This is a genomic window from Streptococcus sp. 2018162, assembly GCF_019754175.1.
Classification (GTDB): Bacteria; Bacillota; Bacilli; order Lactobacillales; family Streptococcaceae; genus Streptococcus; species Streptococcus hashimotonensis.
On record NZ_JAIJZP010000001.1, the window covers coordinates 482,757 to 498,886 of the forward strand.

The 16,130-nt window shown below is 41.4% G+C and carries 8 protein-coding genes; 7 read left to right on the top strand and 1 reads right to left on the bottom strand.

The genetic code is table 11. The features are described from left to right. The first annotated feature begins 4 nt into the window (after positions 1 to 4). The 5 genes from K5Q22_RS02320 to K5Q22_RS02340 all read left to right on the top strand — a co-directional run bounded on the left by K5Q22_RS02320 (position 5) and on the right by K5Q22_RS02340 (position 9,045). On the top strand, positions 5 to 3,370 hold the full coding sequence (locus tag K5Q22_RS02320) for an FtsX-like permease family protein (RefSeq protein WP_239514811.1): 3,366 nt from the start codon (positions 5 to 7) through the stop codon (positions 3,368 to 3,370). A 224-nt stretch (positions 3,371 to 3,594) separates the two neighbouring features. Beyond that, the gene (locus K5Q22_RS02325; RefSeq protein WP_205013255.1) at positions 3,595 to 4,902 is read left to right on the top strand and encodes a hypothetical protein; all 1,308 of its coding nucleotides are present in this window, start codon (positions 3,595 to 3,597) and stop codon (positions 4,900 to 4,902) included. Positions 4,903 to 4,977: 75 nt separating this feature from the next. Continuing rightward, positions 4,978 to 7,614, top strand: a complete 2,637-nt coding sequence (gene polA / locus K5Q22_RS02330; RefSeq protein WP_205013254.1) for a DNA polymerase I — start codon at positions 4,978 to 4,980, stop codon at positions 7,612 to 7,614. Between the two features lie 12 nt (positions 7,615 to 7,626). After that, positions 7,627 to 8,382 carry a glucose-6-phosphate isomerase gene (locus K5Q22_RS02335; RefSeq protein ID WP_205013253.1) on the top strand — a complete coding sequence of 252 codons (756 nt, stop codon included), beginning with the start codon at positions 7,627 to 7,629 and terminating at the stop codon, positions 8,380 to 8,382. 222 nt (positions 8,383 to 8,604) lie between these two features. Continuing rightward, a complete protein-coding gene (locus tag K5Q22_RS02340) occupies positions 8,605 to 9,045 on the top strand; it encodes a CoA-binding protein (protein WP_044693088.1) in 441 nt (146 codons plus the stop codon). Between the two features lie 293 nt (positions 9,046 to 9,338). Here K5Q22_RS02340 and K5Q22_RS02345 read toward each other — a convergent pair whose 3' ends face one another. Next, a complete protein-coding gene (locus tag K5Q22_RS02345) occupies positions 9,339 to 10,181 on the bottom strand; it encodes a DUF975 family protein (RefSeq protein ID WP_172078858.1) in 843 nt (280 codons plus the stop codon). Positions 10,182 to 10,499: 318 nt separating this feature from the next. Here K5Q22_RS02345 and tgt point away from each other — a divergent pair, with 318 nt between their 5' ends. Both tgt and K5Q22_RS02355 read left to right on the top strand, forming a co-directional pair. Continuing rightward, the gene (gene tgt, locus K5Q22_RS02350) at positions 10,500 to 11,642 is read left to right on the top strand and encodes a tRNA guanosine(34) transglycosylase Tgt (RefSeq protein WP_024414817.1); all 1,143 of its coding nucleotides are present in this window, start codon (positions 10,500 to 10,502) and stop codon (positions 11,640 to 11,642) included. 542 nt (positions 11,643 to 12,184) lie between these two features. Next, positions 12,185 to 16,130: MucBP domain-containing protein (locus tag K5Q22_RS02355; protein WP_205013252.1), on the top strand; the 3,946-nt coding region annotated here is incomplete at its 3' end.

The window sequence follows — 16,130 nt, forward strand, 5'->3', positions numbered from 1 at the left end:
AACTATGAAAAAGAAAATCTACTGGAAGGATATGAGACAATCTCTGCTTTCTTCCAAGGGGCGTTTTTTGTCCATATTTAGCCTGATGATGCTAGGAGCTCTAGCTTTGACAGGTCTGAAAGTAACAGCTCCCAATATGGAAAAGACGGCCCAAGCCTATATAGCCAGTCATCGAACGATGGATTTGGCAGTAATTTCAGGTCTGGGACTTAGTCAAGCTGACCTTGACGAATTAGAAACGATAGAAGGTGTTACTCTTGAAGCAGGCTACTTTAAAGATGTGGTTACTAATGAAGGACAGACTGCAATTCGGCTGTTTTCAGCTCCCAAGACCCTATCGACCTATAAGCTAGTAGAAGGGGAAATGCCCAGTCAAAAGGGGCAAATAGCCCTATCAGCTTCTTTAAAAAATCGTTATAAATTGGACGATACTGTTCAAGTGACGGAGTCTGATAAGGATGGAAAAATCTTGACACAGACAAGTTTTACTCTTGTGGGCTTTGTCGCATCAGCAGAAATTTGGGACAATGAAACCATGGGCATGGCTGCAAGTGGTGATGGGCAGTTAGGTGGCTATGGCCTTGTTAGTCAGGATACCTTCAAATCAGAAGTTTACACTATTGCCCGTATTCGCTATGATGATTTGGTTGATTTACCATATTACAGTCAGGCCTATCAAGACAGGTTGGACCAGCACCAAGAAGACTTAGAAAAGTTATTGGCTAACAATGATGAACAACGATTGGCAGCTATTCAGTCAGATGGACAGACAGATATTTCAAAAGGGGAAGAGGAAATTGCTCAGGCTCAATCCCAGCTTGAACAGGCAGAGTCAGAACTGGAAACAGGGGAGGAGCAATTAGCGACAGGTCGTAGAGAGTTTGCGCGTGGTAGGGCTAAGGTTGTCCAAACGGAAGCTGAATTACGAGCTGCCCAAGCCCAACTATTAAAAAATAAGTTTGAATTGGAAGAAAGTAAAAAGGAATTGGACGGGCGTAAGGCTCAATTAGAACAGACTGCTTCGTTTCTAGACGGCTATCAGATGGAATTAGAAACGTCAGCCCAGCAGTTAGAAAAGGCCAAACAAGAATTGGATTCCCAAAATGCCCAACTGAGTCAGACCGCATCTCAAATTTCCACAGGGCGAGCTAGTTGGTTTCAAGCTCAGCAAGAGTTAGACCTTGAAATTGCCAATCACTTGCAAGAAGGTCAAACCCTCTCAGACTATCCTGACTTGTTAGCTAGACAGGAAGGTTTGGATGTTGAGAAAAGCCGATTAGACCAAATGGAATCTGCACATGAGCAGGCCAACCAAGCCTATTTACAAGGTTATGATTACTATCAAACCAAACAAAATGAATACAATAGCAATCTAGCCCAGTACCAAACTTGGAATCAAGAATATCAGGCAGGTTTGGCCCGTTATCAAGCAGGTTTGAGTCAGTATGAACAAGGCATTGCAGCCTACAATAAAGGAGTAGAAGACTATGAATGGGGACTGAGTCAGTTAGAGTCTTCAAATCAACTGCTCCGTCAGGAAGAACTCCGTTTGGAGGAGGCTGATAAAGAGTTAAGTCAAGCTCAATCCCAATTTTCTGAAAAGAAAGCTTCGGCCGATCAAGAAATTAGCCAAGCTCAAACCGAGATTGCTCAGGCTAAATCCGACTTAAGTAAGCTGGAAAAAGCGCCTTATCAGGTCTATACTCGAACAAGCCTACCAGGTGGGGATGGCTATACTACCTATAGCAATGCGACTAGGTCTATTGCGGCAGTGGGTAACGTCTTTCCAGTTGTTCTCTACCTTGTCGCAGCTCTAGTGACCTTTACCACCATGGCCCGTTTTGTCGACGAAGAGCGAACCCAGTCAGGTCTCTTCAAGGCCCTTGGCTATACGAATAGACAGATTATGGCTAAGTTCATTCTCTATGGTTTGGCGGCAGGTCTGGCAGGAACAATAGTCGGCATAATAGCAGGTAATCTCCTCTTGTCTCCACTTATTTCCAACATTATTACGCAGACAACCGTGATAGGACCAGCTAAACTTCATTTTTATCCCCTTTGGACAGGTTTAGCCTTGCTCCTGTCTCTGGCTTCCTCGGTCCTGCCAGCTTACTTGGTGGCTCGTCGGGAACTGACAGAAAAACCTGCTCAGCTACTTTTACCTAAGCCACCGGTTACAGGCTCCAGCATTTGGCTCGAAAAATGGCCGGCTATCTGGTCTCGTCTAAGCTTTACCCATAAGGTGACAGCCCGCAATATCTTCCGCTACAAGCTTCGTATGCTTATGACCATCTTTGGAGTAGCAGGGACCGTCGCCCTTCTTTTTGGAGGACTGGGTATCCGTTCCTCTATTTCAGGAGTTGTCCAACGACAGTTTGGAGAGCTGATCCATTATGATATGTTGGTGGTGGAAAATAGCAGAGCTACTGAGGAAGAGTTGGATAAGTTAACACATTTTCTTCAGTCAGATCAGGTTCGCCAATCCTTGCCAGTGGCTTTTGAACAGCTCAATCAAACGGTGGAAGAAAACGGTCAGAGAAAGAATCTATCGATTAGTCTCTACATTTCAGACCGTCGGGATTTTGGAAATCAAGTTAGTCTGGAAAGTTCGACAGGTCATCCTATTAAACTGAGTGATAGGGGGATTGTTCTTACAGAAAAATTGGCGCAAATCTACGGAGTTTCAGTTGGTGATAAATTATCACTGACCTTGGAAGATAAGGAAGTTTCAGTCAGGGTAGAGGCTGTGGCTGATATGTACGCAGGGCATTTTATCTATATGACAGATAGCTACTACGAACAAGTGACCGGCAAGCAGAAGACTGCTAATGCCTATCTGGTTCAGTTGAAAGACAGTCAGTTGGGGCATATTCAGACTCTTGCAAGTCAACTCCTAGCGATGCCAGCAGTTAGAAGTTTGGTTCAAAATACTTCTCTTATAGACATGCTTACCACGATTGCAGGCTCGCTTCAGACCATCATGACCATTCTAGTCATTCTATCCATCTTGCTTGGCTTGGTTATTCTTTACAACCTTACAATTATCAATATGTCTGAACGGATTCGTGAATTATCCACCATCAAGGTACTGGGCTTCCACAATAAAGAAGTGACCATGTACATCTATCGTGAAACCATTGCCCTTTCGCTGATTGGTATGTTGGTTGGACTGGTTGGCGGTATTTATCTCCACAAGCTCCTTCTTGCCATGATTGGTTCGGACAGTATCCGATTCAATCCATCTGTCGGACTAGAAGTCTATCTCATTCCTATCTTAGCCATTAGTGGAATTTTGGCTGCTCTTGGTTGGTACGTCAATCACCATCTTAGAAAGGTGGATATGCTGGAGGCCTTGAAGTCGGTTGATTAAAACAGTCTGGGAATAGACTGTTTTAACACGAGCCATGAAATGGGAGAGCGAGGCACAGTCTGGGAATAGACTGTTTTAACCCGAGCCTTGAAAAAGGAGAGCGAGGCACAGTCTGGGTTTGGAAGGAATTTTAAAAAGAGAATGCCAGTCTTGCGATTCAAAAATCCTAGTGTATCTAGGATTTTTCTGTAAACACAAGTCTAGAAGTATGCTATAATCATCTCATGAAAAAAATAAGTGATTTAGGATTAACAGGTCGGAAATTAGTTGGAGAAGGTCTGATCTTAGTCTTCATCGGTCTTGGATTTTTAATTGCTGGTTGGCAATTTCCAGGACTGATTCTTCGATTTGTTCACGCAGGTTTATTCTTTTTAGCTTTATATGAATTAAGCATGATATTTTTCAGAAAGAAGAAGTCGAGTGAAAGTGTACTTGCCCTAGTGGGAAAAGCAGTATTATTTGGAATTTTGGCAAGTATTGATTTGGCTATTCAAATTCCTCTCTATTTTGCAGCTATTTTTATAGGGATTTACCAGCTTTTTACGGCAGTCATTAATTTCATTACTTTCTATCTATATAGAAAAGATGGGGTGCAGCCACGGATTCGTTTTTTGATTGACGGAGTTTGGCTATCCCTGTTAGGTATCGCCTCTCTCTTTGTATCAGGCACACAGCTAGTTGTTCAAACAATTGTCATCGGTGGGTATCTGGTCTTGTACGGACTAACTAATCTGCGTGATGGTTTCTTGTTTGAAGAGGCTATTGAGCAACAAAATCTTAAGCGCCATGTCCGTCTGCCCCTACCATTATTTTTAGCAGCTTTGATTCCTCGCATGACCCTGCAAAAAGTCAATGATTACTTGGCGGATAATAAGGGACAAACGGCTCAATCTATCTATAACCGCCACAAAGAAATTGCGGAGCTTCCAGCATTAGAAGTCTTTGTACACGTTGGAGAAGAAGGGTTCGGAGCAGTTGGGCATGTTGATTTGAGTTACAAAGGGCAGGTCTACGGTTTTGGTTCATACGATGTCCTGTCAGAGCGTTTGGGTGGTGCAATTGGTGACGGAGTTTTGTTTAAAGCTGAGCGTCAGGCCTACATTGATTTTTGTAACCAAGAAGGAATGACTATGTTGGGCTATCAATTAGCATTGAGTTCTGAGCAGGAAAAAGCGGTAGAAACGCGACTAGCTGAAATAGAAGGTTTACTGCTTCCATGGCAACCAGGTGCGGAAAAGGTCTCTAGAAGGCAAGACGGCCAGCCTATCGAAATGTATGCCTACCGCATGAAAGAGGCAATTGGGGCAGCACTTTTCAAATTTAAAAAATCAAAATTCAAAACCTACTTTGTCCTCTCAACCAACTGCGTCCTTTTGGCTGATTCAGTAATCGGTCAAGCAGGAACAGATGTCCTAGGCTTGCGCGGTTTCATTGCTCCAGGAACCTACCAATCTTACCTAGATCAAGAATATGAAAAACCACATAGTTTAGTAGTCGCAAAGAACATTTATTATCGAAAAGAGAAATCCTAGTCACTGACTGGGATTTTCTATTATTCCAGCCCTCCCTAGTCCACTAAAACATACGTTTCATGCTATAATAGAGACATGAAAAAAAATAAATTATTATTAATCGATGGCTCTTCGGTAGCCTTCCGTGCTTTCTTTGCACTTTATAATCAAATTGATCGTTTTAAGAGTCCGACAGGTCTTCACACCAATGCTATCTACGGCTTCAATCTCATGCTGGACCACATGATGAAGCGGATTGAACCGACTCATATCTTGGTGGCTTTTGATGCTGGAAAGACCACTTTCCGTACGGAGATGTATGCAGACTATAAGGCAGGTCGTGCCAAGACTCCAGACGAATTCCGTGAGCAGTTTCCTTTTATCCGTCAGATGTTGGATGCCATGGGAGTCAAGCATTACGAACTGGATCAGTATGAGGCAGATGACATTATCGGTACCTTGGACAAAATGGCAGAGCGGACAGACATTCCTTTCGATGTGACCATTGTTAGTGGTGATAAGGATTTGATCCAGCTGACTGATGAGAATACCGTAGTCGAAATTTCCAAGAAAGGCGTTGCCGAATTCGAAGAATTTACCCCAGCCTACCTCATGGAAAAAATGGGGATTACCCCTACTCAGTTTATTGACCTCAAGGCTCTAATGGGAGATAAGTCCGATAACATCCCTGGCGTGACCAAAATCGGTGAAAAAACAGGTCTAAAACTCCTGACAGAATTTGGTTCTTTGGATGGTATCTACGAAAACATTGATAGCATGAAGGCTTCTAAGATGAAGGAAAACCTGATTGCTGATAAGGAGAAGGCCTTCCTATCTCGTACACTTGCTACCATTGATACTCAGGCACCAATCGAAATTGGTCTGGATGACATTGTTTATCAAGGTCCTAAGGTGGATGAACTGGGACAATTTTATGATGACATGGGCTTCAAGCAATTAAGGGCTCAGTTAGGTACGACCAGCTCGCAAGAGGAAGCGGTACTCGATTTCCAAATCGTAACGGAAATCAGCCCCACTATGCTCAAACAAGACCAGTTTTTCTATTTTGAAATCTTGGGTGAAAATTATCACCGAGAGGATTTGGTTGGTTTAGCTTGGGGGGATAAGGAGAAAATCTATGTCGGAGGGCCTGAGCTACTTGATAGTCCAGTCTTGCGTGACTTTTTAGAAAACCAAACCATAAAAACCTATGACTTTAAGCGTGGAAAAGTTCTTCTAGACCGAAAAGAGATTACGCTACCTCTAGCTACTTTCGATAGCCGTCTAGCCAAATACTTGCTTTCCACCGTTGAGGACAACTCCCTAACAACCATTGCCAACCTCTATGGTCAGACCAGTCTTGTTCCAGATGAGGCAGTTTATGGCAAGGGGGCTAAGTTAGACTTGCCTGAACGCGAGGTCTTTTTCCCACACTTGGCACGTAAGGTTCAGGTTTTGATTGAGACAGAAGAGCCGATGCTGACCAAATTAGAAGAAAATCAGCAATTAGATCTTTTGTTTGACATGGAGTTGCCACTGGCAAATGTTTTAGCTAAGATGGAGATTGCTGGTATTAAGGTGGAAGCTGAGACTCTCAAAGCTATGCAATCTGAAAACGAAGTTTTGATTGACCAGTTGACCAAGGAAATCTATGAACTAGCTGGTCAGGAATTTAATATCAATTCGCCTAAGCAGCTTGGGACCATTCTCTTTGAAGATATGGGCCTACCGTTGGAATATACCAAGAAGACCAAGACAGGCTATTCAACAGCAGTGGATGTCTTAGAACGCTTAGCGCCAATTGCACCAGTTGTTTCAAAAATCTTGGAATACCGTCAGATTACCAAGCTTCAATCAACTTATGTAGTCGGCTTGCAGGATGCCATTTTAGAAGATGGTAAGATTCATACCCGCTATGTACAGGATTTGACCCAAACAGGTCGCCTATCTTCGACGGATCCTAACTTGCAAAATATTCCTGTTCGTCTAGAACAAGGGCGCTTGATTCGTAAGGCATTTGTGCCATCGCTTGAAAATAGTGTCCTTTTGGCATCGGACTATTCACAGATTGAATTGCGCGTCTTGGCTCATATTTCTCAGGACCAGCATTTGATTGAGGCCTTCCAGCAAGGTGCAGATATTCACACTTCGACAGCTATGCGGGTCTTCGGTATCGAAAAAGCTGAGGATGTGACACCAAATGACCGTCGGAATGCCAAGGCTGTAAACTTCGGTGTCGTCTATGGTATTTCAGATTTCGGTCTATCCAATAACTTGGGGATTACACGTAAGGAAGCTAAAGCCTATATCGATACCTATTTTGAACGCTTCCCAGGAATTAAGAATTACATGGAAACCATTGTTCGTGAGGCACGTGATAAGGGTTATGTAGAGACGATTTACAAACGCCGTCGTGAATTACCAGATATAAACTCTCGCAATTTCAATGTCCGTAATTTTGCGGAACGAACAGCCATCAACTCACCAATTCAAGGTTCGGCTGCAGATATTCTCAAAGTAGCCATGATTAATCTTGACAAGGCTTTGACTGAAGTAGGTCTTGCGACACGTATGTTATTGCAAGTACACGATGAGATTATTTTGGAAGTCCCAGTGGCAGAGCTAGAAACGGTAAAAGCTATGGTAAAAGAGACCATGGAATCGGCGATTAGCCTGTCTGTACCATTGATTGCGGATGAAAATGAGGGACCGACATGGTATGAAGCTAAGTAAGAAAGGAAGAGTATGAAAAAGATAGTTCTTTGTATTGGTCTATGTAGTCTTCTGCTCGCAGGTTGCGGAAAAACATCGCAGAAGGCAGAGAAAACACCAGCTTCCTCAGGAGAAGAGTTTTCAACCACTTTACCGATTTTACAAGAAAAGCAGGATACTATGAACGAACAGTTCAATGTTTTAGCAAATGCAGAGCTTGTAGCTGTTAATAGTACACCACCTGCTGACGAAACACAAAAAGGCCACAAGATTTATGCGGCCAATAATGGTGTTGCTGAAAAAGATGAAAATGGGAATATCAAGGAATATTTCCGTTATTATGATGTGCCATCTACTTGGACAATTAATGCAGAAAATACTCAGGATGAGACAGTCGCTGCAGTCTATGATGTTAAAGAAGGTTCCAGCAATTACATGGTCCAACTCTATAATATCAATGCTTTTAATCAGTCTCCATTGGAAGACGGTCGCAATATGACGCCGGAGGAATTAGAAGCACGGATGGTTGAAACAAATCATTCTTTCAGTGAAAAGACGGTTGTCACAATCAATGGTCAGGAATGGCAGGTTGGGCGACAGTTATTAACAGATCAAAAATTAGCTCGTCTGACTTTTTATCGGATGGAATCGACAGCTGCTTATGATGACTCCGTGGTTGTGGGTTCAATCTATTATTCCTTAGATCCAGGAACCGATAAAGATCGGACCAACCTTAAAAAGGTTATCGGGCAAGTTAAGGATGTCGTGTACCAAATTGCTAAAAAATAATTAAGGTAGACAAGCTATAATCAGTAACGAGTTATAGTCTTTTAGTTTACTTTTAGTAGTAGGCAACGAGCTGCAGGCTGTACTGGAGTACGGCAAAGCGAGTTAACGAAGTAATAAAAGAAAAACTAAATGACGATAAAACTGACAAGATTGTGTTATAGCACCTTTATTCATTAAACTTTTATTGATTCTAACATTTAATATACATTAAAGGAGGTCTCTATGTCTTATTCCTTCCAAAATCCTAGTCAGGACATTATCTTTGACTATTTGAAAAATGCTAAGACTATTGCGGTGGTCGGTTTGTCTAGTCGAGAAGAGACAGCAGCCTACCGCGTTTCCAAGCTCATGCAGGAAGCGGGCTATAAAATTATTCCAGTTAATCCCAAGGCTGCTGGTGGGACTATTTTAGGAGAATTAGTCTATAGTAGTCTAGCAGAGATTGACCAACCTATTGATATTGTAGATGTTTTCCGTAGAAGTGAATTTTTACCAGAGGTAGCACAGGAATTTATCCAGTCGAACGCCAAAGTTTTCTGGGCTCAACTTGGTTTAGAAAGTCAAGAAGCAGAAAAACTGTTGCGTCAGGCAGGTCGTAACGATATTGTCATGAATAAATGTATCAAGATTGAATATCTTGAAATGAAAGAACAATACGAATAAGTCGGGTATATTTATCCGACTTTTTTCATCGAAAAAGCAGCTCAATGAACCATTGAACTGCTGGATGACTCTAAGTGAGGAACGCTTAGAATTGGAACAAATTACTACACATGGCGTAAAAATAGAAAGGAAGAAATCTGCTCCAATACCAAGCAGGCTAAAATAGTCCTTTGTCGCTCCTCAGTCATAGTATAACACAATCCAAATGTTTGTACCAATTATTACTATATTTTTTTCTTAAATATCAACATAAAAAGCGTGTATAAAAATAAGAGCATATATCGCTCTTACTTTTATACGTAACTCATTTTCTTAGCCTGATCATCTAAAATTTCTTCATGGAAGTGCATTTGGGCAGCATAGTGATACGGCCATACATATAAACCAGCCAGGCCAAATGTAATAATGACAAGAAGGAACCAGCCAATGAAGGATAAATCAAGTGTAAAGCGTTTAAACTTGTAACCTTTCATCAACTTTCGGCTAGACCGAATGATTGAAAAGGCACTTGTATATTCTTCGCGTTCTAATTGTTCAAACAAGATATATTCTACCTGTGAGTAGGCATAGATTTGTGGAATATAAAGAGCCAACCCTAAAAGGATAAGTAGGATACCTCCCATAGCCATTAGCCCCAGTATGGCAAGGATTTCCATAGGAAGCGCATTAGGATCCAAGGTTTGACTGGATGCAGCTATAATTGTAATCATCGTTCCAGCACCGATAAGTAGACCGATGCCAAGGTAAAACAGGAGTCCCCAAAGGAAGAGCAAGAAACTTTTTAAAATGTAGGTTCGAAAGATTTTCCAGAAATCTTTATGATTGAAAATCATCAGTGCATCTTTAAATGATGTGGAAGTTTTTACCCCTTTGATAAGATGAAATATAGTGCATATAATGGATAAGTGCAATAGTCCTAATAGCAATCCGTAAAATATTGGAAACAAGGAGGTAGAAATAAAGTAGCTAGGACTAGCAAGTTCCTCAGCCGACACTCCAGCAAGGCTATTGCGAGAGAAAGAAATTAACTGAACGATAACAGAAATAGTGACGGGGATGACGGCCACTTGATAGATACCAGGTGTCTCGTTTAGTGTTTGGCGAGCCCGCTCACGTATATTAGAAATTGTAAACATCTACATAACCTCCTTACCCAACATTGTAACATAATTCTAGATGACAAGCTAGGCTTTTTTTGATAGACTGGAAGGTGCTGTGGTAATTGGTCAGTTTGTTGTGATGTGCCTATCTATTTACTACTAAATAAGTAGAAGACAAGGTAAATATCGCTGAAATAAGCGAGAACATTTAAGACATTCTGATGGATTAGACCATGCAAGATTAAGAAACTGTATTCACAGTAAAGTGCTTTTATGTATGATATGAAAGAGCTGAACTGTGAATCCAGAACTAATATCCTAGGACTGTTTTTCCTAGCGGGAGGTAAATAAAACATGACAGATGTTCCAATCAAGTATCGCTTGATTAAGAAAGAAAAGCACACAGGTGCACGTTTGGGCGAAATCATTACCCCACACGGGACCTTTCCAACCCCCATGTTTATGCCAGTTGGAACTCAGGCAACGGTAAAAACCATGTCGCCTGAAGAATTGAAGGCGATGGGTTCAGGAATTATTCTATCCAATACCTATCATTTGTGGCTTCGTCCAGGTGACGAATTGGTGGCGCGTGCAGGTGGTTTGCACAAGTTTATGAATTGGGATCAACCGATTCTGACTGACTCTGGTGGTTTCCAGGTTTATTCTTTGGCGGATAGTCGCAATATCTCAGAAGAAGGTGTGACCTTCAAAAACCATCTCAATGGTAGTAAGATGTTCCTATCACCTGAGAAAGCTATTTCCATTCAGAACAATCTTGGCTCTGACATTATGATGAGCTTTGATGAGTGTCCGCAGTTCTACCAGCCTTATGACTATGTAAAAAAATCCATCGAAAGAACAAGTCGTTGGGCAGAACGTGGTCTCAAGGCTCACCGCCGTCCGCATGACCAAGGCTTATTTGGTATTGTACAAGGTGCTGGTTTTGAAGATCTCCGTCGCCAATCAGCCCATGATTTGGTTAGCATGGATTTTCCAGGTTACTCTATTGGAGGATTGGCTGTTGGTGAAACACACGCTGAAATGAATGCTGTACTGGACTTCACGACCCCTCTTTTACCAGAGAATAAACCACGCTACCTCATGGGTGTTGGAGCACCAGATAGCTTGATTGATGGCGTAATTCGTGGGGTTGATATGTTTGACTGTGTATTACCAACACGTATTGCGCGTAATGGAACCTGTATGACCAGTCGTGGACGTCTTGTAGTGAAAAATGCTCAGTTCGCTGAGGACTTTACACCGTTAGATCCAGAGTGCGATTGCTACACATGTAAAAACTATACACGTGCGTATCTCCGCCATTTACTTAAGGCCGACGAGACATTTGGTATTCGTTTGACAAGTTATCACAATCTCTACTTCTTGATTAATTTGATGAAGAATGTCCGTCAAGCAATCATGGATGACAACCTTTTGGAATTCCGTCAAGACTTTATGGAAAAATACGGTTACGGTAAAAACGGACGTAATTTTTAATGCTATTAGACTCCCTACTATTTTGTAGGGAGTTTGTTTTATTCAATGGATGATTTCTATCTGTTTTTTGTGTAAACAATGATGTTCGGATTTTATATAACCACAGTCTAGTTTTAACAAAAATAAAAACGGTTGTAGAAAGAAGGGTGAATACTTAAAGAAAAGCTATGTTTTGACTATTTACCCTATCGTATTGATTATATATTCAAAAATAGCAGAAAAATTTAATTTTTTATTAATAAATATTGTTTTATCTACAAGGAAGAGTATGGAGATGGTATAAATAAAAAACGAATAAAAATCAAGTTGAAAAGATTTAAAGTTCGATAAAACAGCGATTACTATGCTGTATTTGTAGAAAAAACGTAATGAAACGATATAAGGTTGAGCCAGTTACATTGACGGAATTAGACAGAAGAGATATAATCGGAATTCAGGCATTCGGTTTGAGTTGGAGTGCCAAAAAATTTAGAGGAGATTACATAGAACATATGTTTAGAGATCAATCAAAGAAGATGATCAAGAAACAGGAGTATTTCTCATTGCGCAAATTTAAGCGTGGATTAGCTTCTGTTACTGTCGGTGCATCATTATTCATGGCTGGTGTAGCGACAGAAACGCTTGTCGTACAGAAAACAGCAGTTGTATATGCAGATGTGGCAGACTATGCTATAAATTCAACATGGGAATTGAGTGATAAAATAACAAGTGGTCTTCAAACACCGCGAGATGCAGATTTGGCATTTTCAAGTGCAACAGCGACGGTTGTTAAGAAAGACGGCTCAAATGTAGCAGTTCATGTTGCAATTACTCCAACAAATACAGACCAAACAGGTAGTGTATATGTAATGCAAGGAAACAATCAAGGAGTCTATAGCGCCACTGCTAATATGTTTGCAGGAGAGACGGCACCGGCTACTATGCCTGCCTTAGCTGTAATGGTTCAGACACCAATATCTAAAGCTCCTGAGCGAAGCCAAGAGCTAATTGATAAACTTAACTTTAATGGTAAAGTTGACCAGGGATTTTTAACGATTACATTCAGTGAAGCTGTAACAAATCCGATAATTGATATCTCTGGCTTAGGTGGGTTAGGTCAGGCTAATTCAACAACATATGCTCGTGGTTCATTTAACTCAACGGATCTTGAATTATTGACCGAGGGAGTAAGTTTAGAGGCAGCAAGTTCAGGAACAAACCTGGCGATTACTCCTACTAAGATAACAGTTGTCGATCGCAATACGTATAATCATTCTGTTGTTACCGAGAATCAACACACTGGTTCAGGAAATACACAATCACCACGTCTTGCACCGGCAGGAGCAGGTTCAATCCGAGTTATTGGAACGACAAAAGAGGTAAAATTTAAACTTACTCATGTGTCTACTCCATTTTCTTCATTTTCGAAAGATGCCTATAACACAGGGGATGCTTATTTTGTAAATAATAATAACTATCTAGCTGATGGTATCAATGGCTATAATAAGTTTTGGAATGAAACATATGAGACTGCTGGAAGGACAGCAAATAACGATCAGTTCAGACTCTCAGTTCGTTTGAGCAATACTAAGTACGGTTCAGTAGTTGTTAACTATGTTGATACTGAAGGTAACGTAATCGGAACTGAGTACAAAGATACAACTGACCAAGTTGTTGGAACTGAGTACAATACTGCAGTTGATACAGGAACAGTTGCATCAGATGCTACAACTGAGCGTCCAGCAGTGATTACCAAAGATGGTAAGACATACAAGTTGGTTGCTAAAGATACAACTGCAACAGTTGGTACGGTAAAAGCTGACGGTAGCTTGGCAGCAAATGGTACAAACTTTAACTTCGGTACAGATGCACCAACAGGTACAGTTGCTGAAGGTACTAAATCAATCACTTACGTATATGAAGAAGTGAAAGGTTCAGTTATCGTTGATTACGTTGATACAGACGGAAACAAGATTGGTACACAGTTTGTTGATACTGCCAATGTAGCACCTGGTACTGCTTACAATACAGCAAATGATACAGGTACAAAAGCTTCAACAGACACTTCAGAGCGTCCATCTGTGATTACTAAAGATGGTAAGACTTACAAATTAGTCCCTGCTGGTGACTACACTGTCGGTACAGTTGGAGCTGATGGAAACTTGACAGTAACAACTAAAGATTTGGGAACAGATGCAGTTTCAGGCGAGGTTGCTGAAGGTACGAAGAAAGTTACTTACGTATACCAAGAAGTGAAAACTGGATCAGTTGTAGTTGATTACGTTGACACAGAAGGTAATGTTCTTCAGAAACAATACGTTGATTCACCAGAAGGTACTGCTGTAGGTACAGCATATAACGCAGAACAAATCACAGGTACAACTAAAAAACCAGCAGTTATCGAAAAAGACGGAAAAACATATGAACTCGTTCCAGCAGGTACTTATACAGTTGGTACAGTTGGTGAAGACAATAACCTTACTGCAACAACGACAACATTTGGTGTTGCTCCAGTAACAGGTGAAGTTGTTGAAGGTGTAACAAAAATCACTTACGTCTACAAAGAAAAAGTTGAAACACCAGTTGTTAAGACAGGTTCAGTAGTAGCTCGTTACGTTATCGAAGGTACAGAAACTGAAATCGCAGACGATAAGACAGTTAAACCAACTGACACACCAGTCGATGAGCCATATGGTGACACACCTCCAGCAACAATCGAAAAAGATGGTAAGACCTACGAACTTGTTCGTACACGTACAAATGAAGGTGATGCTCCAAGCAACGGTACAGTTGTAGAAGGTGAACAAACTATCACATACGAGTACAAAGAGAAAGTTGAAACACCAGTTGTTAAGACAGGTTCAGTCGTAGCTCGTTACGTTATCGAGGGTACAGAAACTGAAATCGCAGACGATAAGACAGTTAAACCAACTGACACACCAGTCGATGAGCCATATGGTGACACACCTCCAGCAACAATCGAAAAAGATGGTAAGACCTACGAACTTGTTCGTACACGTACAAATGAAGGTGATGCTCCAAGCAACGGTACAGTTGTAGAAGGTGAACAAACTATCACATACGAGTACAAAGAGAAAGTTGAAACACCAGTTGTTAAGACAGGTTCAGTCGTAGCTCGTTACGTTATCGAGGGTACAGAAACTGAAATCGCAGACGATAAGACGGTTAAACCAACCGATACACCAGTCGATGAGCCATACGGTGATACTCCACCAGCTACTATCACAAAAGATGGTAAGACTTACGAGCTTGTTCGTACACGTACAAATGAAGGTGACGCCCCAGAAAACGGTGTTGTTAAAGAAGGCGAACAAACCATCACATACGAGTACAAAGAAAAAGTTGAAACGCCAGTCGTTAAGACAGGTTCAGTCGTAGCTCGTTACGTTATCGAAGGTACAGAAACTGAAATCGCAGACGATAAGACAGTTAAACCAACCGATACCCCAGTCGATGAAGTTTATGGTGACACACCTCCAACTACAATCGAAAAAGATGGTAAGACCTACGAACTTGTTCGTACACGTACAAATGAAGGTGATGCCCCAAGCAACGGTACAGTTGTAGAAGGTGAACAAACTATCACATACGAGTACAAAGAAAAAGAAGAAACACCAGTCGTTAAGACAGGTTCAGTAGTAGCTCGTTATGTTATCGAAGGTACAGAAACTGAAATCGCAGATGATAAGACAGTTAAACCAACCGATACGCCAGTAGATGAGCCATACGGTGACACACCTCCAACTACAATTTCATTTGGTGGTAAGACTTATACACTTGTACGCACTCGTACAAATGAAGGCGATGCCTCAAGCAACGGTACAGTTGTAGAAGGCGAACAAACTATCACTTACGAGTACAAAGAAGTTGTTGATACACCAGATCCAGTTGAGAAGAAAACAGGTAGCGTCCTTGTTCGTCACATTACTGATAAAGGTGAGGTTCTTGCAGATACAACTGATGTCGTTCGTGATGGTGAAGTAGGTTCAACCTATGAAACAACAGTTGGTAACTTCGAAGGCTATACATTTGTTAAAGTTGATGAAACAGGTGCAACACCAACAGGTGAAGTTGAAGAAGGTGAGAAGACTGTAGTTTACATCTACACTAAAGTTGAAGCACCAGTTGCTAAGACAGGTAGCGTCCTTGTTCGTCACATCACTGATAAAGGTGAGGTTCTTGCAGATACAACTGATGTCGTTTGTGATGGTGAAGTAGGTTCAACCTATGAAACAACAGTTGGTAACTTCGAAGGCTACACATTTGTTAAAGTTGATGAAACAGGCGCAACACCAACAGGTGAAGTTGAAGAAGGTGAGAAGACTGTAGTTTACATCTATACTAAAGTTGAAACACCAGTTGTTAAGACAGGTTCAGTAGTAGCTCGTTACGTTATCGAAGGAACAGAAACTGAAATCGCAGACGATAAGACAGTTAAACCAACCGATACACCGGTCGATGAGCCATACGGTGACACCCCACCAGCTA

Coding starts and splice junctions, on each gene's coding strand:
- K5Q22_RS02345 (WP_172078858.1), bottom strand. CDS start 10,181: ATGTTTACAATTTCTAATATACGTGAGCGGGCTCGCCAAACACTAAAC.
- K5Q22_RS02335 (WP_205013253.1), top strand. CDS start 7,627: ATGAAAAAGATAGTTCTTTGTATTGGTCTATGTAGTCTTCTGCTCGCA.
- tgt (WP_024414817.1), top strand. CDS start 10,500: ATGACAGATGTTCCAATCAAGTATCGCTTGATTAAGAAAGAAAAGCAC.
- polA (WP_205013254.1), top strand. CDS start 4,978: ATGAAAAAAAATAAATTATTATTAATCGATGGCTCTTCGGTAGCCTTC.
- K5Q22_RS02340 (WP_044693088.1), top strand. CDS start 8,605: ATGTCTTATTCCTTCCAAAATCCTAGTCAGGACATTATCTTTGACTAT.
- K5Q22_RS02320 (WP_239514811.1), top strand. CDS start 5: ATGAAAAAGAAAATCTACTGGAAGGATATGAGACAATCTCTGCTTTCT.
- K5Q22_RS02325 (WP_205013255.1), top strand. CDS start 3,595: ATGAAAAAAATAAGTGATTTAGGATTAACAGGTCGGAAATTAGTTGGA.